29 protein-coding genes are annotated in these 20,562 nt (G+C 59.6%); 11 read left to right on the top strand and 18 right to left on the bottom strand.

What is annotated here, in order from left to right; genetic code table 11:
• Positions 1 to 238 precede the first annotated feature (238 nt).
• Both NVV79_RS09035 and NVV79_RS09030 read left to right on the top strand, forming a co-directional pair.
• Positions 239 to 520, top strand: coding sequence for a hypothetical protein (locus NVV79_RS09035; protein ID WP_303988206.1), 282 nt, complete (start codon positions 239 to 241; stop codon positions 518 to 520).
• Positions 520 to 699: a hypothetical protein gene (locus NVV79_RS09030; RefSeq protein WP_303988204.1), complete on the top strand. Its 180-nt coding sequence runs from the start codon at positions 520 to 522 to the stop codon at positions 697 to 699. The genes NVV79_RS09035 and NVV79_RS09030 overlap by 1 nt, the downstream gene beginning before the upstream one ends.
• Here NVV79_RS09030 and NVV79_RS09025 read toward each other — a convergent pair.
• Entirely contained in the window at positions 696 to 992 is a 297-nt protein-coding gene (locus NVV79_RS09025) for a hypothetical protein (protein WP_303988202.1), read from the bottom strand. The genes NVV79_RS09030 and NVV79_RS09025 overlap by 4 nt on opposite strands.
• Positions 993 to 1,217: 225 nt before the next feature.
• Between NVV79_RS09025 and NVV79_RS09020 the strand changes: the two genes are divergently transcribed.
• The 4 genes from NVV79_RS09020 to NVV79_RS09005 all read left to right on the top strand — a co-directional run bounded on the left by NVV79_RS09020 (position 1,218) and on the right by NVV79_RS09005 (position 3,813).
• Complete coding sequence (locus NVV79_RS09020; protein ID WP_303988200.1) at positions 1,218 to 1,943, top strand: LuxR family transcriptional regulator; 726 nt, start codon at positions 1,218 to 1,220, stop codon at positions 1,941 to 1,943.
• Between the two features lie 128 nt (positions 1,944 to 2,071).
• The gene (locus NVV79_RS09015) at positions 2,072 to 2,695 is read left to right on the top strand and encodes an acyl-homoserine-lactone synthase (RefSeq protein WP_303988198.1); all 624 of its coding nucleotides are present in this window, start codon (positions 2,072 to 2,074) and stop codon (positions 2,693 to 2,695) included.
• A gap of 2 nt (positions 2,696 to 2,697) precedes the next feature.
• A complete protein-coding gene (radC, locus tag NVV79_RS09010; RefSeq protein WP_303988196.1) occupies positions 2,698 to 3,378 on the top strand; it encodes a DNA repair protein RadC in 681 nt (226 codons plus the stop codon).
• Positions 3,379 to 3,390: 12 nt separating this feature from the next.
• The gene (locus NVV79_RS09005; protein ID WP_303988194.1) at positions 3,391 to 3,813 is read left to right on the top strand and encodes a DUF2442 domain-containing protein; all 423 of its coding nucleotides are present in this window, start codon (positions 3,391 to 3,393) and stop codon (positions 3,811 to 3,813) included.
• Here the strand turns inward: NVV79_RS09005 and NVV79_RS09000 are convergent.
• The 4 genes from NVV79_RS09000 to NVV79_RS08985 form a co-directional block, all read right to left on the bottom strand.
• Complete coding sequence (locus NVV79_RS09000; RefSeq protein ID WP_303988192.1) at positions 3,720 to 5,651, bottom strand: SPOR domain-containing protein; 1,932 nt, start codon at positions 5,649 to 5,651, stop codon at positions 3,720 to 3,722. The two genes, NVV79_RS09005 and NVV79_RS09000, sit on opposite strands and share 94 nt — an antisense overlap.
• 158 nt (positions 5,652 to 5,809) lie before the next feature.
• A complete protein-coding gene (locus tag NVV79_RS08995) occupies positions 5,810 to 6,232 on the bottom strand; it encodes a hypothetical protein (protein ID WP_303988190.1) in 423 nt (140 codons plus the stop codon).
• Positions 6,229 to 6,501 (bottom strand): hypothetical protein, encoded by a 273-nt coding sequence (locus NVV79_RS08990; protein ID WP_303988188.1) that lies wholly within the window; start codon positions 6,499 to 6,501, stop codon positions 6,229 to 6,231. The genes NVV79_RS08995 and NVV79_RS08990 overlap by 4 nt, the downstream gene beginning before the upstream one ends.
• Positions 6,498 to 6,794: a hypothetical protein gene (locus NVV79_RS08985; protein ID WP_303988186.1), complete on the bottom strand. Its 297-nt coding sequence runs from the start codon at positions 6,792 to 6,794 to the stop codon at positions 6,498 to 6,500. The genes NVV79_RS08990 and NVV79_RS08985 overlap by 4 nt, the downstream gene beginning before the upstream one ends.
• Positions 6,795 to 7,095: 301 nt before the next feature.
• On the opposite strand from NVV79_RS08985, the gene NVV79_RS08980 reads away from it, so the two are divergent.
• On the top strand, positions 7,096 to 7,377 hold the full coding sequence (locus NVV79_RS08980) for a hypothetical protein (protein WP_303988184.1): 282 nt from the start codon (positions 7,096 to 7,098) through the stop codon (positions 7,375 to 7,377).
• On the opposite strand, the gene NVV79_RS08975 is transcribed toward NVV79_RS08980, so the two are convergent.
• The gene (locus NVV79_RS08975) at positions 7,350 to 7,682 is read right to left on the bottom strand and encodes a hypothetical protein (protein WP_303988182.1); all 333 of its coding nucleotides are present in this window, start codon (positions 7,680 to 7,682) and stop codon (positions 7,350 to 7,352) included. The two genes, NVV79_RS08980 and NVV79_RS08975, sit on opposite strands and share 28 nt — an antisense overlap.
• Positions 7,683 to 7,817: 135 nt before the next feature.
• Here NVV79_RS08975 and NVV79_RS08970 point away from each other — a divergent pair, with 135 nt between their 5' ends.
• Positions 7,818 to 8,066: a hypothetical protein gene (locus tag NVV79_RS08970; RefSeq protein WP_303988181.1), complete on the top strand. Its 249-nt coding sequence runs from the start codon at positions 7,818 to 7,820 to the stop codon at positions 8,064 to 8,066.
• Positions 8,067 to 8,079: 13 nt separating this feature from the next.
• On the opposite strand, the gene NVV79_RS08965 is transcribed toward NVV79_RS08970, so the two are convergent.
• The 3 genes from NVV79_RS08965 to NVV79_RS08955 are packed head-to-tail and all read right to left on the bottom strand — an operon-like array spanning position 8,080 to position 11,665.
• Entirely contained in the window at positions 8,080 to 10,128 is a 2,049-nt protein-coding gene (locus tag NVV79_RS08965) for a hypothetical protein (RefSeq protein ID WP_303988179.1), read from the bottom strand.
• Positions 10,125 to 11,483 carry a hypothetical protein gene (locus NVV79_RS08960; protein ID WP_303988177.1) on the bottom strand — a complete coding sequence of 453 codons (1,359 nt, stop codon included), beginning with the start codon at positions 11,481 to 11,483 and terminating at the stop codon, positions 10,125 to 10,127. The genes NVV79_RS08965 and NVV79_RS08960 overlap by 4 nt, the downstream gene beginning before the upstream one ends.
• Before the next feature lie 11 nt (positions 11,484 to 11,494).
• Positions 11,495 to 11,665 (bottom strand): hypothetical protein, encoded by a 171-nt coding sequence (locus tag NVV79_RS08955; protein ID WP_303988175.1) that lies wholly within the window; start codon positions 11,663 to 11,665, stop codon positions 11,495 to 11,497.
• Positions 11,666 to 11,936: 271 nt separating this feature from the next.
• Between NVV79_RS08955 and NVV79_RS08950 the strand changes: the two genes are divergently transcribed.
• From NVV79_RS08950 to NVV79_RS08940, 3 genes are all read left to right on the top strand, one after another.
• Entirely contained in the window at positions 11,937 to 12,218 is a 282-nt protein-coding gene (locus NVV79_RS08950) for a type II toxin-antitoxin system RelE/ParE family toxin (RefSeq protein ID WP_303988173.1), read from the top strand.
• Between the two features lie 46 nt (positions 12,219 to 12,264).
• Positions 12,265 to 12,564, top strand: a complete 300-nt coding sequence (locus NVV79_RS08945) for a HigA family addiction module antitoxin (protein WP_303988171.1) — start codon at positions 12,265 to 12,267, stop codon at positions 12,562 to 12,564.
• 69 nt (positions 12,565 to 12,633) lie between these two features.
• Positions 12,634 to 13,542 (top strand): three-Cys-motif partner protein TcmP, encoded by a 909-nt coding sequence (locus NVV79_RS08940; protein WP_303988169.1) that lies wholly within the window; start codon positions 12,634 to 12,636, stop codon positions 13,540 to 13,542.
• Here NVV79_RS08940 and NVV79_RS08935 read toward each other — a convergent pair.
• The 9 genes from NVV79_RS08935 to NVV79_RS08895 form a co-directional block, all read right to left on the bottom strand.
• Positions 13,503 to 14,255, bottom strand: a complete 753-nt coding sequence (locus tag NVV79_RS08935) for a DUF5131 family protein (protein ID WP_303988167.1) — start codon at positions 14,253 to 14,255, stop codon at positions 13,503 to 13,505. The genes NVV79_RS08940 and NVV79_RS08935 overlap by 40 nt on opposite strands.
• A gap of 124 nt (positions 14,256 to 14,379) precedes the next feature.
• A complete protein-coding gene (locus NVV79_RS08930) occupies positions 14,380 to 15,309 on the bottom strand; it encodes a DUF1376 domain-containing protein (RefSeq protein WP_303988166.1) in 930 nt (309 codons plus the stop codon).
• A 2-nt stretch (positions 15,310 to 15,311) separates the two neighbouring features.
• The gene (locus NVV79_RS08925) at positions 15,312 to 16,775 is read right to left on the bottom strand and encodes a DnaB-like helicase C-terminal domain-containing protein (RefSeq protein WP_303988165.1); all 1,464 of its coding nucleotides are present in this window, start codon (positions 16,773 to 16,775) and stop codon (positions 15,312 to 15,314) included.
• Positions 16,723 to 17,163: a hypothetical protein gene (locus NVV79_RS08920; protein ID WP_303988163.1), complete on the bottom strand. Its 441-nt coding sequence runs from the start codon at positions 17,161 to 17,163 to the stop codon at positions 16,723 to 16,725. The genes NVV79_RS08925 and NVV79_RS08920 overlap by 53 nt, the downstream gene beginning before the upstream one ends.
• On the bottom strand, positions 17,160 to 17,504 hold the full coding sequence (locus tag NVV79_RS08915; RefSeq protein WP_303988161.1) for a hypothetical protein: 345 nt from the start codon (positions 17,502 to 17,504) through the stop codon (positions 17,160 to 17,162). Before NVV79_RS08915 ends, NVV79_RS08920 begins: the two co-directional genes overlap by 4 nt.
• Positions 17,494 to 17,688 (bottom strand): hypothetical protein, encoded by a 195-nt coding sequence (locus NVV79_RS08910; RefSeq protein ID WP_303988160.1) that lies wholly within the window; start codon positions 17,686 to 17,688, stop codon positions 17,494 to 17,496. Before NVV79_RS08910 ends, NVV79_RS08915 begins: the two co-directional genes overlap by 11 nt.
• A 59-nt stretch (positions 17,689 to 17,747) precedes the next feature.
• Positions 17,748 to 17,942 carry a DNA-binding protein gene (locus tag NVV79_RS08905; RefSeq protein ID WP_303988159.1) on the bottom strand — a complete coding sequence of 65 codons (195 nt, stop codon included), beginning with the start codon at positions 17,940 to 17,942 and terminating at the stop codon, positions 17,748 to 17,750.
• Positions 17,943 to 18,062: 120 nt separating this feature from the next.
• Positions 18,063 to 19,010 (bottom strand): hypothetical protein, encoded by a 948-nt coding sequence (locus NVV79_RS08900; RefSeq protein WP_303988158.1) that lies wholly within the window; start codon positions 19,008 to 19,010, stop codon positions 18,063 to 18,065.
• Complete coding sequence (locus NVV79_RS08895) at positions 19,007 to 20,278, bottom strand: site-specific integrase (protein WP_303988157.1); 1,272 nt, start codon at positions 20,276 to 20,278, stop codon at positions 19,007 to 19,009. The genes NVV79_RS08900 and NVV79_RS08895 overlap by 4 nt, the downstream gene beginning before the upstream one ends.
• Positions 20,279 to 20,562: the final 284 nt, after the last annotated feature.

Genomic DNA, 20,562 nt, shown 5'->3' with positions numbered 1-20,562 from the left:
ATTATGACGGCAACGCCTATCGCGACGGCAGCCTCGTGGCTTCTAAGCGTTTCGGCAGCCAAAGGGGCGAGAACCAACGTTGCAACGATTGCAACCGCCAGCCCGTTGAGGAACTGCGCTATCGTTCTCCGGATTTCTCTATCGGGTCTCATCACTCATCTCCTTGCTGATGTTGCAAGGATAAGCCCACTGGCGCGCAGGGGGATTTCGGGGATAAGTTTCTAGGGCGGAGATGGCGATGAAGGAACTGGTAGACCGGTTGAGCGCCGAGCTTTCGGCGAAATACATCCAGTATCTGGAAACATTCATGGTCGATCTGTGGAGCGATGCCGGCTTCGTGGAATTCCGCGCCGGTTTCTCGCTGCGCCGCGACCACCTACTCCGCTCCTTCACCGTCAAGGTGGAGGCCGATGCAGGCCAGACCGACGAAGAGCGTGAGCTTCTGATCGTCGTGGTGTTCGATGAGATCGAGGAGCAGATCGACATGGCAATCGCCGACGGCATGGTGGACGCGAACTGATGGGCCGCGTTCCAGATACCGGCCCCGAGGTTCAGGATCGCCAGCGGCTCATCACGAAGTTGCAGGCCGATCTGCGGCGCTTCCAAAGCATACCGAAACCCCGCCGGGAAGCTGAATGCGCCGATGAGGGCGAGCAAACCTGCCGCGCCTTGCTGCGCGAACTTGGCGTCAAGAGCTAGTGCACATCACCTAGTGGGGCGTTGATCAGAGTACCCCACTCCTGCTGCCAAACCGACTGATCGCCTGATATCCGCAATCGTCTCTCGCTTTGGGCGGCTAGTACCATTGCATAGGCGACCGCCGATATGACCGGCAGCGGAGATAGATGCGGGAGTTCCAAAACCACGACGGCATTGTCCACCATGTCCGGAATTTTGATCCGCCCCATCCGTTCGCCATCGTTATCCCAAAACAGTTCGACCACGACGTCCTCCACCTCCGGGGAGGCGACGTAGCGGAAGTCTGCGATCATGTAAGCACCAAGCATTCCCCAAGGACCTTCTATCATCCTCGTCGTCAACTGTGACGGGAACTGGCTGTTTCAGTGGCAAATTCTAGTTAAATGCGGGGCAAGAACAGTCGGTGGGCGGGCCGCTGCTATAGTAGACACATGGCATTGACAATTGGCATTTCTCCCAATTGTTGACGACTTTGACCAATCGGTAAAAATGCTGAAGGGGAGAATGCGGAGGGCAGCATGGGGCAGCTGGTCGACGTAGCGCTTGCTTTCATCGAAAGATGCGACGGGCACACGGGCTTGCGAGCATTGGTCGACGATTTTTCGTTGATACTGCGAGAATTTGGCTTCAACTATTTCATGATGACACGGCTGCCGGCGCTCGGCGAGGATGCCGAGCCCTATGTCATCGCGCACACCTGGCCCGTGGCTTGGTTGGATCGCTACCGCGAAGGCGCCTACTTCTGGCACGACCCTGTCAGCCTATTTTCCCTAACTCGGGCCAAGCCGTTTTCATGGAAGGAAGCGCGCAAGGATTCGCGGCACACTCGTATTGCCGGAAAGATTGCCTCGGAAGCGTCATCCCTGGGCCTGATGGACGGCATTGGTTTTCCCATGGGCGACCCGTCCAGCGTTCAGGCTGTGGTTTCGCTCGCGGCTGACCAACCCGTAGATCTCGATACGCTGTCCCGCCATATGCTCCATCTGGTGTGCCTGCATGCTGAGATGCGCGCCGTCGAACTATATGATCAGGTCCATACCTCCTTTGGCCAACTGACTGATAGAGAACGGGAGGTCTTGCGGTGGATCGCCAACGGCAAATCGCTGGTCGATGTGGGCGATATTCTCACAGTTTCGGAGAGGACCGTTCGGGAGCATCTTGTGCACAGCCGAGCAAAGCTGAGCGCCACAACGACGACGCACGCCGTCGCCAAGGCGATTAAATCGCGCCAAATCATTTTATAGGAATTACAGAACAACCCATTGTCGCTCAATATCTTTAAGAAACGAATCGCCCCTGCAACTGTCGTTTCCGACAATAGTTAGCACCCCTACTTCGCTGCACCCTGCCCTCGTTATCAACGGGGGCAGAAATGCAATTCCACTTCATCACAAAAGACAACGAACACCTGTTCCAGCCAGAGCTGGAGCAATTCTTCCGAGCTCGCCACGTCGTCTATGCTGAAGAGCTTGGCTGGGTCCCGCGGTCACCCGACTGGCTGGAATACGACCAGTTCGATACCGGCGCCGCTGCCTACCTAGTCGTCCTGGACGGCAACGAATTGGTCGCCGGATCGAGATTCATCCCAACGCATCTGCCCCACCTTCTGAGCGAGGTTTTTCCGAACAGTTGCGGCATACGACCAATGGTCAGGGACGCGGCGGTGGTAGAGTGGACACGGGGATTTATCATCCCAAGCCGACGCGGTCGTGAATCGATACGAATAATGGCCAGCGCTTGCGCGGCCGTTATGGAATACGCGCTGGCGCAAGGCTACCGCCAGGTGGGAGGCATCCAGGACACGAAGTGGATACCCCTTTGGAAGAAGATGGAGTGGTCCATCCACGTGCACGGCGAGCCGGTCGATATCGACGGAAGGCCATGGTTGCCGATCTATTTCGATGTCACCGAGGCCGCAATGCTGGCTGCGAGGGCACTAGCCCGCATCGAGGGCCCGCTTCTGGGATCCACCGCAACTGAACAGCAGGCGGCCTAGCCATGAAGACCAGAGGCATGGACGAGGCGCCTACGGGCCGCCTCGTCCCACAAAGAAAGCAAGGGTGGGATCAAGGCGAACAGGAACGCCTGCTAACAAAGCTGCTTCGCACGCCGCTCGGCGTGGCTCGCAGCCGCGGGGTGGCAGCGGCGTTAATGGACCGGTACGGCTCCTTGCCAGCCGTCCTCGCTGCCCCTTCGGACAGGCTCTTGGAAACGGCCGGCGTTGGCAGCAGGGTCGCTGCTCACCTGGCACTCACCCTTGAGGTGGCACGCCGTCTGGCGCGAGAGCGCATCGACCCATCAATGCCGGTGTTAGACTGCTGGGGCGACCTGCTGGACTATTGCCACCTGATGATGGCGCACGAGAAGATTGAGCAGTTCCGCATCCTGTTCCTGGACAAAAAAAGCCGGCTCATCGCCGATGAGGTGCAGCAGACCGGCACTGTCGATCATACCCCGGTCTATCCACGCGAAGTCATCAAGCGCGCGCTCGAACATTCGGCCACCGCGCTGATCCTGGTGCACAACCACCCGTCTGGGGACCCTTTACCGTCATCGTCCGATGTGCGGATGACCAAGGAAATTTCGGACATCGCCAAGCCGCTGGGCATTACCCTGCACGACCACATCATCATCGGGAGATCGGGCCAGGTTTCGCTGCGTGCCCTGAAGCTGCTTTGACGGAGGAGATCAATGACCGACGATTGGGTTGATGTCGGGAAGCCTATCCCGAGGTTGAAGTCGGCAAGGGCGATGGAACCCTTCGGAGTTGAAGTGGAATGGGAGCACGGCGACATAGCCGTGATTGATCTCACGCCATTGATCCAAAGCCATCAGGCCTTCCATCTGCTGATGGACTGGGAGGTATTTGCCACATTGAGCCTTGATGATTGGGGCTGGGGCATTTATTGGCCAAGCGCCCCGCTCGCGGCCATACCGACCACCACGCTGCAAGATCTGCAGATGCTGGCCCTACGTTGCCAAGATTACAGTGCTGCCGGCGCGGGCGGCGTTGGCTACGCTCAAAGAACGACGCAGTCGCCGCCTGCCGACTGCACATTGGAGCATATTAAGTTGGCCGCTTCCTGCGACGTGGCTGGAACACGAACACGGTAATATACGCCCCGCGCACCGAGATCCACACGCTGCACCTCTATATTGGCACCGCCGAATAACGGGCCAAATCGGGTAATCAGGTTCTGTGCGGCCTGCCTGGCTTCCGCCTCACTACGAAGAGAGGCCAATTGTACATATGCCGGAGCACCTTCGGCATTGATGCGCCTTGGACCCTTCCCATCGGCAGTACTGCCCTGAACAGTCATGTCCTGTTGCGTGGCAACCAAGACATAAGCTCCGGTGTCTTGCAGGGCGACCCCGACGCCTTCAGTGTTGCCTTGTGAGTGGATGGTCACCCTATAAGGGATAGTCTGCCCATCGCCAGCGGGGCCATACAGAACTCTGAGCTCACTCCCCGCCTCGAGGAGGGTAGAGATACCGCCTCCGCTCAATGCCTGTTCAATCGCCAAGATTGTCGGACCGGTAAACCCGTTATTTCGCAGCACAGTCCCAAGGCTTATAACAGAGGGTACAGGGATGGACTGCTCTTCGCTATCTTCAGGCCTCCTACGCGTTTGCTGGACGACCGAAACGGCGTCGGCCGGTAGCACCTCAGCCTCATTGCCGAAGTCAGCCATTGGATCGCCGGCATTGATACCCCACTGGCTTAGCTCGCCTTGGCTGAAGACATACATGTCCTCTGGACGCGTGCGGAGCATGGCCGAGGTAACTTCCTGGCGGACACCGAAGTCGGCAAAGGCCTCCAGTATATCCGACACGACGGTCTGGGCGGTCGAGGCGTCGGAATCATCGCTCCATACTTGATGGACACCGAGGGCGCCGTCCGCCTTTCTTTTGGTCCCGGCGAAGAACACAAAGGAGCAAGCGGAGTAGCAGCCCGTCTCCGGCAGCACATAAGTTGACAACCCGAGCTCGCGCACTTCGTAGGCCAGCAGGAGGGCGCTGGCGACATAGCCGCCCTCACTGGCAAGCATCAAAACCTTTGGTTCGGCAACCGCCCGGACCGCCCTGCGAAAATCTAGCGGAGTCGTCGGTCCGATTTCGCCGCGGAGGCCAATTACGCCCGGCATATCCTTGAAGACCAGGAAATTGCCAATTTCGGTTATCGATCCAGAATCCGATGGCGGCAGCGCGGGAGAAGCCGCCGGCGAGGAACTGGGGGCAGGATCTGTGCTGGCTATGTTTGCTTCGGTCCATGGTGTGGCGAAGGAGGCCAGGAATAGGGAAACAATCGAACCCTGCTTCATGTACGGAGGCGACCAGTTCAAGGTGTATCCCACCGTCTGGTCCCGGTCGTTGAACATTAGCGAGTAGAAGTACCCGCCATCCAAGGCCCCAGACACGACAAAGTAGCTGTCCTGATAGGTTTGGTAGGTAACTTTCCGCCTGTCGTTCTCCGTAGACATCTGGCGGTAGTAATCCACGAATGACTGTGTCGAATTTGGCTGACGGACGGTATCCAGCCGCATGAGGCCATCCGACCTAGTATAGGCGGTGCCCACTGAGGTTGGGGTCGTTTGGGGCAATAGGGCCCGCGGGACTGCCAGCTCAATCTGGCCACGTTCATCCTGGATAATTTGGAGATCTAGTTCCTTAATCACCGAATCCGAAGCTCTGGAGAGCGCTCGCACAGAGGCGTCGCTCAGGACGCCAGTGAGAATTTCCCCGTTCCACTTCTGGAAACCCGTCAGCCCACGATACGTCGATGGTCCGAAGGCCCCGTCGATGAAGGCGTCGTAGAACCCGGCCAGCGTCAAATTGGTTTGCAGTGTGATACGGTCCTCATCGCTGAGGGAGGTAAACCAAGCTTTGCTGCGGTCAAAATCCGCAAATACAGGCGGGATGGCGATGATTGATATCATCAACGCCAAGAACATGCGCTGAAGCCAAAAGCCAACTGTGACTCTGCCTAACATCGCCCCTCGCCCCCCAGTTGCTAACTTTCTCAGCCTTTCAGCTCGGCTGCAAGTGTGCACGGAGGTGACGCTCCGCTGGTAGCACCCGGTGGGCAGTCTACCTTACTGGGCGGATGGTATCAGCGTTTTGTGGCTTCCAACGCCTCGATGCGCGCCAACAGGTCCCCAGTCTCGATCGCCTTTCGACGGGCTTCGATGGCACTGATGAAGCTTTGCCCCTCGCTGGGCGAGACCGTGCCCAACGCCATTGCTGCGATAATCCGGTCCAAGGCTTGATCAACGCCGGCGATGGTGGACGTGTCCGGAAGGTCGATCGTGACAGTGCGGTCGGTGGAGGCCGGACGGGGGTGTAGGTAGACAGCGGCCTTTTCCGCTGCCCAGTCGCGGCGCTTCTGGTCGGCATCGTCATCGCGCAATACTTCTAGCATGTACTCAACCGGCGTGACGCCCGCGGCGAAAGCATCGGCGAGCGTTTCAGCGCTGCGGCGGTTAATGCTGCCGACAGGGCGGCCAGCACCAGATCGGGCACCGCCACGGCTCATAGGTCGTCCTCATCGAGACGTATCAGGGATTTCCCATATTTGGCGACATAGACCAGCATCACTCCCCAATCGTCACAAGATACGAGGACCATCTCCCCAGGTTGGTCAATGTGCGTGACGGTATCAAGCGGGTTCTGAACCACGCCAAAGCTGGCAAGGTATTCGGCAATGTCGGCTAGCCGGCCGCCAGCAACGACGATGTTCCGACCAGTACCTATTGCAGCAGCGCTTTCCAGCCGTGCGAGCCTGCTCTCGATTGCGCTGGTCATGCCGCCTCCAATCGCCAAGAGGGGTTTACGCAGCCACACAGGCGAAGTCGATTGAGCTCATCGTTCTGGCTGGGAATGGCACCGTGCACCCGACCATCACGAAAATCCGGCTGCATGGGGACAATATGAATGATCATGTCGGTACCCGGGTTGAAGGCCCAACCTGCCGCGTGAAGGAATGCGGCCATCTCTTCCTCTGTGCCGACGCCAGCTACCTTATAGACGCGCGTCTCAGTTGTGGGAGGGACAATTCGGGTTTCCAGGGCCTTCACGCGCCTATCGAGCGCAAGCATCTTGATTTCCTTTGATTGTTTTCAATGGTGCTGCGCCGCTGCTGCCCCTATGCGACGCACTGCTCGGTCTTCCATCGCGTCATAACTGTGCTCGCCTCCGGCGTTATGGAATTGCCGATGTCACTGTGACTCGCGGCCAGCTCGTGGATCGCGGCAATGAACTCCGCGAGCTGGCGCTCATCCCTAGCGGTCGTGCGCGGGATGGCGGCTGTTTCCAGCCTGAATATGCGCAATTGTAACCTGCTCATGGCGCCCCCTGCGCCAAAAATGCCGGAGCCAGCAGAGCGGCAATTCCTCCGGCTTGGCGGACGGCACCCAACGGATCGACCGCGGGATCAACCCACTTCTGATGTGGAAAATTGATCCCGCGCGCCAAGGCGGCTTCAAGCAGACCAATGCTCACGCGTTGAAGCGCCCGAACATCAGTCATCGGATCGTCCATCCGTCGAGCCTGTCCGACCTCAATCCCCTGCGCCCACTGAGCAGCATCGGCAGCGCGTTCTGCGACTGGAAGCAGGTATGCCTCCCTGACCAGATCATCCGCCGTTTCGGCCATCAACGATTCACTCCAGAAATCACGTGAATATCGATTGCGTCGTTCGCCGCGGCCTTGGCCTTCAACGTCTCCCCGCTGCCGAGAAGAACGTCGTCCAGCTCTATAGCGCCGTTCCCGGGAACCTGTCCGCCTTTCAGCAGAGACCAGCTTGATGAGGCGCCATGCACTTCTAAATCAACCGCAACTGCCGAGCTGGTCAGATTAGCCATTCGTATCTTGGGGACGGTCACTGCCCCCTGACCGGCGGACGATACATCGAGCGATTGCAGCGTTGTGGTCAGTCGGGCTCGGGTAGGAAAAGCCATTCCAGCGCTTGCGTGGTACAGGGTCATTGGCGTGCTCCAATATAGATGTTCAGGAAGGGCCATGAATTGCCGCCAGGGCGCTGCAAGTCCGCCTGTCGCATCCCGCTTGCTATCGGGCACGCATGGCCGCATTTTAGTGCGCGAGGCCAAGAGGAATGACCTATGATCGAACGTCCCGAACTGGAGCTAGACCGGAAGGCCTTCCGCGAAATCCACCAAGGACCAATGGCTAGCCCCAAAGACCTTTGGCGGGGCGTCATCACCTTCGGATTGATCGCCGTGCTGGGAGCCGTGGCCGGCTGGCAGCTTGGCGGCTTTTGGGCAGCGCTTCTGCCCATCCCCGGAGCAATCTGGCTGGGGGCGTCGCTGGCCGGCATATATCCACGCTGGTTTTTCGGCAAACCCGACTGACCCATCATCGTGCTCATAGGGGCCGAACCAGGAGGCCATTTCGCAAGTCGCCGCTGCTGTTGAGGACAGCCTGACTGCCCTGGAACCCAAGGCCACGCGGCAAGGGCAAAGGCGGTGGCAGCGCCTGCACGGGGACGCCGCCCGGCGTAGCAACCTGGGCCCGCAACGCCTGCGCTGCGTTCCGAGCATTCCGGTTGGTGAGCCGCCGAGCTACACCGCCAGCGACAGGAACCGCAACGGCGCCAATCGGGCCACCTGTCAGGCCACCAAGCACGCCACCCGGAAGGCCCGCACCGCTACCCAGGCGTTCAAGCAGTTCCTGAATGGGCCCGCCCTCGACAAAGCGCTCGATGGCATCGAGGTCAGCCTGCGAGAAGCCGCGGCGTTTTTTGGCATTCTTTGCCTTGAGCATGGACGCGAAGCCTGATCGAAGACCGGCGGAAAATCCACCTTTGGCAAATCGAGCATCCGTGATGATGTCCTCTATGGCCTGGGTTCGTTTGGACCTCGCCCATTCGGTGCGGCCCTTGGCCCATTGCTGCACAGCCTCGCTGGCTTTCTGGCCATTCTTCGAGAATGCCGATGGCGGCAGGCTATCGAAGAAATCCTCAAAAGCATTGGCCATTTGCATGCCCAAGCGGGCCTCATCTGGATCGGCAGATTTCTGCGCTGCACGGATCGATTTGAGCAGGGTTTGGGCCTGCTCGATGGAAACTGGCCCTTGTGCGTATTCCCGAACCGACCGAAGGGCATGGGCTACCTTGGGGTATGCTGTCGAGAGCTTGCCACTGGGCATGATGAGACCGTTGAGGCGGGCCAGGTTCGTCATGTCGTGCAACAGAATCTGCATAGCCTGCGGGCCAATCTCCACGCCGGTCCTCTCTGCCGCCTTATAGGCGGCCTGCGAGGTGCCTTTGATGGTCGCGGCCGATGGGGCGGTCTGGATCGCCTGCTGCATCGCCTGCCGGTTCGCCATGTTGACGGGAACCTGAGCAACCCGGCGGGCAGTGCCCTGAATAACCTTGCCGGCCAACGGCGCTGCAACGCCGGCCGTCGCGCTCATGCCTGCGCCAACCAAGCCACCCATATTTCGCTGGGCCAGGTCGCCATCGGTGCTGCCGAATCCGTAAGCGTAACCGCCCCCCAGAACCGGCGGCGCAGCCTTGGCCACTTGCCCGATGCGACTACCGGTCTGGACGACCGGTGCAGCAACAGCGCCAAGAGCGGTTCGAGCGGGGCCAAGGGTTGCCAGGCCGCCGACAACTTCCATGGCGGTACCAAGCCCGCCCTGCTGTTTTCTGCCCAATTCAAGGCGAGCCTGTTCAAGCTCGTAATTGGCGTCGTATGCTTCGCCATAGCCGGGGCCGTGGCCGCCGACCCACTGGCCGACCTGCGAACCAAAGGCGCCCATGGCGGCTTTGATCTCATCCCCGAACCCGAGGGTCTGGGCCTGCTGCCCCAAATCCTGAAGGCCATATGGGCCGAGGAATTTGGAGGAATATTCGGCCCACATCTCGTCGCTCATATTGGGGAACTGCTCACGCACCTTCCTCAACGCTATATTGTAGCGTGAGCGCGGGTCGGGGCCGCCCTGGAAGAACTGGCTTCGGGAAGATGCGTCGGCGAGAGCGTCAGCATAGGCACCTTCCTGGGGTCCAGACGTCGCCCGTTCGAGAACAAAGCCGGGAGGAGGCGCCGGCTGCTGGCCGCCCTGCTGCGCGATTGCCTGTTCCATCGTCGGCAGACCGGCAGTCGGCGCCATCACCCTGTCGGTGCCCTTAGGGACGCCTGTGAAGTTATCCAGCACGCGCCCGCCGTTGGCGATGATTTCGCGCATCTGGGAGTCGCTGACCCAGGTCTTGACCCCATTGCGAATGATGAACGACTGGCCGTAGCCGTTCCCCATATTTTTCGCATCCCAATAGCCGTTTTGGTCATCCTCCATACCAAGCGGGCGCAATACCGCTCCCGAAGGCTGGGCGGGAGAGCTAGACGAGCGCGGCGAATTGCCGGTCACCGTGTTGTCGAGAACAAAACCAGCAGGAGGCGGAGGAATGTTCATTGCGCGGGCACCCACTGCTGGCCATTCCACATGACCCGCTCCCCAGTCTGCGGATTGGTGGCATACTGGCCACCGCCAACGGCAGGGCGCTGACCCGCGCCGCCAGTGAACTGCGTGCCAGCGGCCTGCTGGCGGGCATTCTCCAGCCCTCGCTCGTATACCGTGATGGCCTCCTGAATGGCCTTCACGAATTCCGCCTCGGTCTGCGAGGTCTGTGCGCGGATAATTGCCTGGGTGGCCTTGAGACCTTCAACTTCCGAAATCGCGCCACTGCCCTTGAGGCTTTCGATGGCCTGAAGGAAAGCCTGACCCTGCACCTGATCACGGCGCGCCTGGAAATTGGCCTTCTCAGTATTGGGAATAGCCGGGAGCATCTGACCTGTGGGCAGGCCAAACCAGCCGGTGCCGAATTGCTCCTGCATGCCCTGATTTGGCACCGGTTGACCGAGCCGATCGGTCACAACTTGGCCGCCCTGGTCGGTCTGGTAGATCAGGTTGTTGAGATTATTGATGGCGAACTCGGTCTGCGCTTCGATGGTTGGGAGATCGAACGCTGCCTGGCCAACGCCACTTCCGTACTTTCCACCAGCAGCCCGTTCGGCGTTGAGTGCGCCAGGATCGAAATCGACGCCCTCAGGCAATTGCGTGGGGTAGAATTGGCCGTTGTCACCCACCTGCATGGGGATGATGTTCCCGTTCTCATCCCGGCCGGTGTAAATGGTGGAACCGAGGCCCGGCATGCCTCCGGCCGCAGCGCCCTCCGTCTGATATCGATACGCATCCGAAAAGCTCATGGCGCCCGCTTCCACCATGGCGCGCAGCTCAGGGTTTTGGATGAAGACGGCATTTCCGCGAGCGCGAGCTAGTTCTTCCTGCTCTTGCTGCGTGTCCTGGCGGAACTGCAACGCCTTCCAATAACCATCGGCCGGCTCGAAAGCGCCATCAGCGATGCCGGCCGCGAAATCGGCATATTCTGGTCCCCAGGATCCGACCAGTTCCGCGTATTTCCGGCGCTGCTCGGTTTCCTCACGGTCAGCGCGACGCTGGGGCGCCATTTCGAGGCTTCGGGTGCCAGCAATCTCAAGGGCCTTGCCCAGGTTGTGTCCCTTGAGCAGGCCGTAGCCCAGATCCTCGATCAGGCCGCTGTCCGAAGCGGCGTCCCAAATCCGATAGAGCGGATTGTCACCCCAGCCCCAGCGCTCGCCTAAGCGGCGATTGTCGGGCATTCCAGGCGCTGGAGGGCGCATTGATGCCGGTGCCGGTCGGGGGGCAACACCACCGCCAGAGGTGGCGAATGAACCGAAAGTTGGTTCCTGCCCGCCCCCGAAGATCATATCCATCAGCGTTTTGGTCATTGCCGCCTCCCTTATGCAGCACGGCCTTCGGTGAAGGCTATCAGCGCCTCACGAACTACTATGGACGCAGGCAACCCACGCCGGGTGGCACTGGCAAAAACCTTGGCCTTGAGGTCGGCCGGAATGGCAATGGTGAGCCGCTCTTCGAAATTGGGGCTCTGGTCGAACTTGGTCGATTTCATCTCGGGGCAAGCTCCTGATTTAACTGCCGAGAAATTTAGCTCAGATCAGGCTTAAATGCAAATTTATGCATGTATTACAAAAGGCTTATCGTCCGTTCCTGTGCGCTGCCGTTCGCCAGTGTGCGACGGATGACATCTGATGAAGTAACGGGGGTGTTCGAAGATTTGGGGGTGGATGACATCCGGCCAAACCGGCTGTATCGTGATACGATACAATGCTCTTGCATCCACAGATGTATCGTGACATGATACAAACAAGTTGGAGCACCAGATGATCGTTTCGTTCAAGGACAAGACCAGCGAGACGGTTGCAGGCGGCAAGGCCCCGAAAGGTTTTCCAGCCGATCTGGTGCGATCCGCTCAACGGAAGCTGTTCATGATCGAGCATGCCGTCGAACTGCGGGATCTGATGTCACCGCCAGGCAACAAGCTGGAAGCGCTCAAGCGTGATCGGATTGGGCAACACTCGATTCGGATCAACGACCAATGGCGCGTCTGCTTCGTCTGGAAGGACGATGGTGCCCATGACGTCGAGATTGTCGATTACCACTAGCTCGTGCCTGCCCCGGCCGATTGTGGCCACGAGAGAGGAAACCGCTATGAAGACCAAGATTGTTCCCGCCATCCATCCCGGCGAAATCCTGCGGGAGGAATACCTTGCGCCCCTCGGCATGTCGGCCGGCGCGCTGGCCCGCAAGCTGCATGTGCCCCGTACCCGTATCGAGCGCGTCGTCACTGAGCAGGCGCCGGTCACCACCAACACCGCCTTGCGGCTGGCCAAGTTCTTCGACACAACGCCGGAATTCTGGATGAGCATGCAGACGGCCTATGACCTGAGCCAGGAAGCGGAGGCATTGGCCCAGGAATTGGCAGAAATCGAAAGCCTTCAAGCTGCGTAGCGGAGGACACGTACTGTCGACTCCCCGCCCATCATCTGCTTGGTTCAGAAATGGGGGATCTCGCAGCGCATGGTTTCACACTTTTCTGGAAGTCGAGATACCGCCGACAAGCTTAGCCGGCTTCAAAAATATCTTCAGGCATACGCAATTGCTCTGAAGGATCGCAAATTCGCACTGCTCTATATCGACGCTTTTGCGGGGAGTGGAACGCGCGTGGAAACACGAGCGGCGCTGCCACTGTTCAACGGCGGCGACGTCGAACCCGAAGTTGTCCATACGCCTGGGTCGGCACGCATCGCCCTAAGCATTGAGCCGCACCTACAAGTGACCTTTATAGAAATGGACCCGGCGCGGTTCTCGGAACTTCAGAAGCTCAAGGAGCAGCACCCAGACCGCAAGATAGTTCTGCACAACGGGGACGCCAACAATGCGGTTCAGAAAATCTGCCGTCATGTCCCTTGGCACAAAGCACAACACGGTATCATGGGCATGCGTGGAGTCATATTTCTTGACCCGTACGGCATGGAAGTGGAGTGGGCGACAGTTGAAGCTATCGCCAAAACAGAAGCACTGGACTGTTGGTATTTCTTCCCTCTTTCAGGCCTATATCGAAATGCCCCCCACGATCCAGCAAAGCTCGATGCAGGAAAGCAAGCCAGTTTAGATCGAGTTCTCGGGACCAGAGATTGGCGAGAGCATTGGTATCAACACTCGGTCCAGCCCGTGGACATGCTGGAATCTGAGGAACAAGCAGTGGTGAGGGCAGACGTAGACGCGATCGAGCAGTATGTTTTCGGCCGCCTAAAGTCGGTGTTCAAGGGAGCCGTCCTCAAGCCTCTTAGGCTCTATCACAAAAGCGGAGCCCCACTGGCGTCGCTGTTTTTTGCGGTGTCGAACCCCAGCAAAGCAGCGGTTAAAGTCGCCAGCGACATTGCGTCTCACATACTCAAGGCCGGCAACTCGTCCCAGGTGCGTTGACGATAGGTGCGGCCTGCTGCCTTCTTGTTCTTACCGCCCCATTGCTTGAAAAAGAACGCCGCGCCGCTTTCCCGACAAAGGTCATGGATTTCATCCACCCATGAGGGGTCCATGTATCGAGCGTTAGGCCCTGACTCTCCACCAACAATCGCCCAATGAATATCCAGTAGCTCAGCACCGGCAACCGATCCGATCAGCGGTTCGAAGGACACGAACCGAACAGCAGCTGGCGCTTCACGCAAATGGTTGAGCCGATGGATAACTCGATTGTCTTCGACACTTGTACCCAGCCACACATTTGGCAACACCGCAAAACCACCGCCGGATAGGACTTCTGCCATGCGGTCCGGTCGCTTGGTCAGGATCTGATACGTATGGTGAGGTGTGGACGCCATCGTATCCCACACCTTGCGGATGAAATCGACCGGAACATCAGGATGGAACAGGTCCGACATGGAATTTACGAAGACCTTGCGCGGCTTCTTCCATTTCATCGGGATGGTGAGAGCACCGGGATCAAGGACAATTTTACCAGTCCATTTTGCGCGGCCGCCGCTTTTCCGGGTGGTGCCTACGTACTTATCGACGCCCATCGCTTCCAGGCGCGCTGCCATCCTCATAGCGTAGCAGTTTGTGCACCCAGCCGTTGCGATAGTGCATCCCGCGACCGGATTCCAAGTCGTGTCCGTCCATTCAATCGAGGTATCGGCCATAACAACCACTCCTGACCCACAAAATGCGGGGTTCGGGTAAAGAAACTGTATTGAGAACAAAAGAGGAACTCAAATCACTTGTCAGGGTGATCCGCCTCACGCCGCCCTGGCTTCCTGCCAGCCGTCACCGTCGCCGGGCTGGAGTAGGTCGGCCGGCGCCCGACAGCCAGGTTGACCGGGGATCGGGCCCCACTGGTGAACCGGCCACTGGCGCTTGCCGCGGGCCCAGCCCAATCGGGTCAGCCAGGTCTTTTTCAGTTTCGACCGGCATGTCGGCCGCGGCAAAGCCCTCGAACCGGCGCTTGCTGAGATATCGGCAGAAGTGGATGGCCGGATGAGCGGGATTAGCCTTGAGGAAGGCGCGATAGCCGGCGATTGACGGCAAGACCATGGCGCGATCATCAGGCGACAGCCTCTTCCACTCCGGCAGGGCCTCGGCTTTCGACATGTTCGGCGTGGTCGGGAACGCCTGCCAGGCTGTCTCGAAATCATCTGGATAGACGATCCGCTTTCGAGCCGGTTTTTCGGTTTCAGACCCTTCGGGAACGGACAATGTAGATACGTTAGTATCTACTATATTGGGTGTGGGTGTGGGGGCATCGGTTTGGGATGCGTTTGGCATTCCCATGGCATCGCCGTCATTGAGTGTTTCCATAGGGTTAGCCTCTGACTCGTCCGACAGGTGGTCGGAGTGCTGTCCGACGGGTCCGGGGGTTGCGGTGCGATTTCCCCACCGTTGCCGGGAGTTTTTGGCCTGCTTCTTGGAGTGATCACGGACATACTGCAGCTCGTCGCCCAGGCGCCCCTGAGAGACGGTGAGCCCGTCTGGCGATACCGTCATGAACTCCATGATGGTGTCCTTGATGCGCTGCCATTGGGGCGTGGTCAGCTTGGCAAATCGGGCCAGCTTCCGGTCATCGTTCGGCAGGTCGCCGCCCGCGCGCCACATGGACATAAGCAGCATCAGGTACGCCCCATGCTCCAGCGTGGTCAGGTGCCCGGTGTCCGCCAGGTAGGCATCGGTCCAGAGCGGAAGGGCGGGAAACTGTGCCATGGTCAATAGCTCCTGGCCGCGTTTCGAACGGCCGAACAGGCTACGTCGATGAAGAGGTCAATGGTGGAACACGGGCCGTTGCGCTGCTTGGCAATGGCCAGTTCGCCCCGGTTGCGGACGGCGGCCAGTTCGGCTTCCCACTCAATGCGCTCGTCGTATTTCTCGGGCTTGGCGCGTTCGAGATAATAGGCCTGCCTATGCAGGAACATCACCGCGTCGGCGTCCTGCTCGATATTGCCGCTGTCCCGGAGGTCGGAAAGCAACGGGCGCTTGTCGTCACGGGCTTCGACCTGGCGCGAGAGCTGGGACAGAAGCACCACGGCCAGATCATATTCTCGCGCCAGCGCTTTTAGCCCATCGGTGATTTCGCCAATTTCGTTGTTGCGATTGCCGGCGTATCGGGCTGATGGCTTCACCTTACCCAGATGGTCAATGATGAGCAGGCCGAGCGGTGCGCCACGGTCTTGGGCTTCGTCAATCATGGTTTCGGTCTTGGCCCGGATTTCCGCGATGGTGAGCCCGCTGGCATCGTCCAGCAGGATTGGGAGGCCGGAGTACTTCTCCAGCGCCAGGGCGGCGGCTTCCTCCTGCTCGTCGGTCAGGTGGCCGGCAATCATATCCATGTAGGGAATGTGGGTCCGCTCGGCATGAGCCAGATCCGATACCATGCGGGCCGCCAGCTTGGCCGAATCCATCTCTAGGCTGAAAATACCAACACCAACGCCGCTGGCAGCAGCATGGCGAGCGATGGACGTGCCCAATGTCGTCTTGCCCATTGAGGGCCGGGCGCCGATCAGGATCAGGTCGCGGCGCTGGAGCCCACCAGTGGCCCGGTCGAGGTCGATTATGCCGCTGGTGATACCGGTCAGCCCCTTGCGGCTCTTGGCTTCGATGGAAGCCGTAAGGGCTTCCTGCGCGGCCTCGGCAAACGTCTGCCGGGTATTGGTGCGGCCGCCCGTCCGAAGGTGCGATGCAATCTCATCGGCGCGCGCAACGATGGCGCGAGCCAGTTCGGCCGGATTCGTGGAGGGGTCGGATGCAGCTGCCATGAGCGCCGCGGCTTCCGCCTTCAGGCCCAGTCGCGCCCACTGGCTTACCACTGCCTTGGCGCCACCCTTGATATTCCGGGCATCGAACGGGGTGCTGCTGACAAGTCCGGCCAGGTAGCTGGCGAGCGGCATACCGGTGTGATCCGCGAATCCTCGAACAAAATCCAAACTTGCGAGTTTGATCACGGTCGGCATCGTGGTCGTGCCGTACTGATCCTGGGCAGCGCAGGTCAGCCGATAGATTTCGGCATGGGCGGGCTCGAGGAAATGTTCTGGGGTTAGCCGGGCCAGTGTCGGGCGGTGGTCGCCGCCAGACAGGATTGCACCCAAAAGGTTCTGCTCGATCTCCGGGACGAAAGCGGGGTCATTCATCGCGCAGAGCCTGCATGAAGTGACCACCGCCATGATGGAAGGCATGAATGATGCCCTCGAACGACAGGGGCCAGTGATCGGCGGCAAATCGCCCGGCGGCAATGCAGTATTGCCAATGGACCGGGCCCGCATCGTCGGCGTCTGCCGGCGCGAAGCCATTTTGCTGATCAATGAAACCGCACAGGCCCTGGGCCAGGGCGTGGCATATAATGGTGGCAATATCGTCGCCGTTGCGGGTGACGGTTACTACGCGCTCCCCATCCCCACCGAACCGCTGGGCATGCTCCACCATGCGGATCGCTGCATCCGGCGGGAGAAATGCCCCCGCCAGTTCCTTGACATCGACCCATGGGAAATCGGGGCCATCTTTATGAGGAGGCTCGAAGAACGAAACCGACTTGCCGTTGATCGTCGCCGTTCCAAGCTTGGTCATGCCGCCACCTCATGCTTTGCGGGATAGCGGACGCCATTGGGACGCCATTCGGCCAGGTTGCCACCGTCGAGTGTTACATCATCATGCAGCACATAGCGGGCGTGGGAGCCGGCGAACGGGCCGGCATGGCTTTCATCGATCGTTTCGACCTTGAAACCGTCGCCGCGCAGCAGCCAGACATAATGGCTCCAGCGCGGCGCGGGATTGTCGATGGGGGTGCAGCCACGAGAGCCGGCTTCGACCAGTTCGAGCAATGCCCAGGCCTCACGGCCAAGAACATCAATGCGGCGGTCGCCATCGGCGCCATGGATTGTCGTGGTGAAATTGAGCTTAGCCGACATGGCGCGCCTCCTGACCGATACCGGCGAGACCGGCGACGGCATTGCAGAGGCTTGCCGACCAATGCGGGCGGCGGCGCTTGATGACCTTGCCGCCTTTGGTGAGGTCAGGCTCGCGGGTGGGAGGGATCGGCAGATTGCGGGTGTTGCGGGAACAGCCCACGGGGTGGTATGAAGTCATTCTCAATCGACTTTCCGGGGGCGGCCTGCCAGGGCTTAGCCCCCTTCTCTATGGGGGTTGCTGGATCAGGCGGCCTGCTTCGGCGCCACCACCGGGAGGCTGTCGAGGAAGGCCTGGGCGTCGTCGCCGGTGACGATGGTCTTGTTGCCGTTCTTGCGGACGCGGATCGCGCCCTGGCCCACCAGCTCGTAAAAGCGGGTACGGCCCATGGCAAAGTCCGCCAGGAACTGGCTGACGGTGTAGGCGGGTTTCAGGGGCATGGCGGCTCTCGTTCGTTCGTATTGTCGTGAACACGAACGAACGTAAGCCATTGATTTTATGTCGTCATTTCCGCAGACCGCCGCAACTATCCGCAAGTATCAGCAAGTCGCCGCAACCAGTTAAGGCCTCTTGGCTAAGTGGTCCTTAATGGCCTTCTCAGCGCGCTGGAATGAATCAGCTGACGGCCTCTTGTCATTCGTTAAAGCCGGCTGACGGTTTTTGGCCTCGGTCCATATCGCACCGTACCGATCATCATTGCGCGGGAAGCCCGCGGGAATTCCACGCCATTTGCTCCAGATCGCATCTGCTAAGATTTGAACTGTCGGGCCTAGGCCCTGCGGACCGTCATCATGGGACTGCGGATCAAAGGGCTCATCGGCGCCGGGCGCCAAAACCGGGATCGCCAACTTGGGCGGGAAAGCCTTGAGCAGATTGTCGCGCTGAACGGTAAGGGTATGGAAGTGCTGCCTTCCTACTCTCCATATTTCATCATACTGATGGTCAAATGAGAGCTTACCGTAAGTCCAGTCAATCGGGCGGAGGGTGTCCGGCTCGCCGCGGTCTGACATAGCTTGCACTTCAATCCGGCCCTCTTGCCCAGCAGCAAGAAGTTGAGCGAATGCTTCCAATGCCTTGAACGCCGTTGGGTCACTACCCCCCACCTCGGCACCATCTATTCCTTCACCAGCGCCAATCGAGACGGTTGGGACGCTTCCCTCAGGCAAGCCATTCGCTCGCCGCCAATCGTCACGTTGCCAAGTTACCCGCTCAACGTCGCGTGAAGAGATCCATGCCAGAGCCATCAAAAGGGTCCAAACCGGCATCTGCAACGGATCATAATCTGCGATATTGGGCGGCGGGGTTGCAGGTACGGGCGGAGGGTCATTGGGCGGTGGCAACAGGCCGTCACGGCGCATGCTGGCGGTCAGCATATTATCTAACGCGCGCAACGACCTTTCGCCCTCGGATTGGGTCGGCGCCGCTTCGGATTTCTTGCTCCCTGCATATCCGGTATCCTTCAAGGTCTTGAGCGGAACGGGTGGAGCATCCTTGCCGTGGGTTGTCATTCGCTACCCTGCGCGGCCTTCCGACCGATTGGCACGACATTCTCGTCTTGAGGCGGGTAGCAGTACGCCGCCCAAGCCTTCATGAGCTCGCGGCGCTTCATAAGCGCCGTCATGCGCCGATAAGAAGCCTCCACGCTGTCTCCGACCTTGTGGGCGAGGGCGTGCTCCAAAATCTCACGCGGGAATGGCGTCATGTCCCCGGCCCAATCCCGCGACGATGACCGAAAGCCGTGCATGGTGACCATATAGCCCATTCGACGGACGAGCATCAGCATGGCCATGTTCGAGAGCGGCCGCTCTTCACCATCCAATTTTCGGGGCTGACCAGGGAAGACATACCGACTGTTCGTACCCGCTTCCTTCAAGGCCTTGATGATTTCGATAGCGCGGTCAGACAGGGGAACGACATGCTCCTTACCCATCTTCATCCGCTCGGCAGGGATGGTCCAGAACTTGCCGACGAGATCGAACTCCGTCCATTCCGCGCTCAGCACTTCGTTGGAACGCGACATGTTCAGGATGGTGAATTCTGCTGCTCGAGCTGGTAAACCAGCCTCCTCTCGCAGCTTCGCCATGAAGGCCGGGACTTCCCCATAAGGCATTGCCGGCTGGTGGCCACGGATCAGAGAAGCCGGCTTGGGAAGCAGATGCGCCAGGTGGCCCTTCCACCGCGCCGGGTTTTCGCCAGTGCGCCAGCGCTTGGTGCGGCAATAATCGAGAATGCGCTCGATGCGGTTACGGACCCTGCTGGCGGTTTCCGGCATCAACAGCCAGAATTCGCCATTCTTCTCGACGCCCCGATATTTCGTTTTCACGGGCTGACGCAGAACCTTCAGCACATGGTCCGGGGCAATGGCCGAAACCATCACGCTCCGAATCGAAGCACACCGCACCTTGACCGTATGCTCCCACTGTTCCGCGTGCTTGGCATTCGTCCATTCCGACTTGATCGTCTCGATGAACAGGTCTGCGGCATCACCGAAATTGGGCTCCGGGGTCTGATCGCGCTCGGCAATGGGATCACGGCCTTCGGCAACATCAACACGGTAGTTGTTCGCCATCGCCCTGGCCTTGGCGAGCGTGACGGTTGGATAGGCGCCAAGGCCCATCTCGCGCCGCTTGCCGCCCGGCGGGGTCCACATGAACACCCAGGATTTTCCACCGCTGGCTGAAACATTGAGGTAGAGGCCGCCACCATCACTATGACGGCCGACCGTTTTGGCAGCGCGGACGCCGACTTCGGACAGCTTGTTCAGCGAGCGCGCCATGCCTTCCCCACTTCCATCCCCACTTCACATCGCGGATGGTAGCGAACATAGACGAACGCAGCAAGAACGTATGTTCACGGTCGGGCAAGAAATCCCAAAGAAATCAGGACGCCTGCGAATGTGGGCGAACATCGGTTAGGTGGAGCTCAGCTCCACCATTCCGGCATCAATCGAAATGGCTTTGTGATTTTGATCGGCTGCAGGCAGCAATTGCCTTGCGGCAGTTGGCAGATGCAACAAACGGGGCCTGACCTCGTTTTGCCGTCAACCGGTGACAGGAATGG

Source organism: Devosia ginsengisoli (assembly GCF_024707105.1).
In the GTDB taxonomy this organism is placed as follows: Bacteria; Pseudomonadota; Alphaproteobacteria; order Rhizobiales; family Devosiaceae; genus Devosia; species Devosia ginsengisoli_A.
Note: the sequence above shows the minus strand (reverse complement) of the source record. Positions and strands in the feature narration are given on the sequence as shown.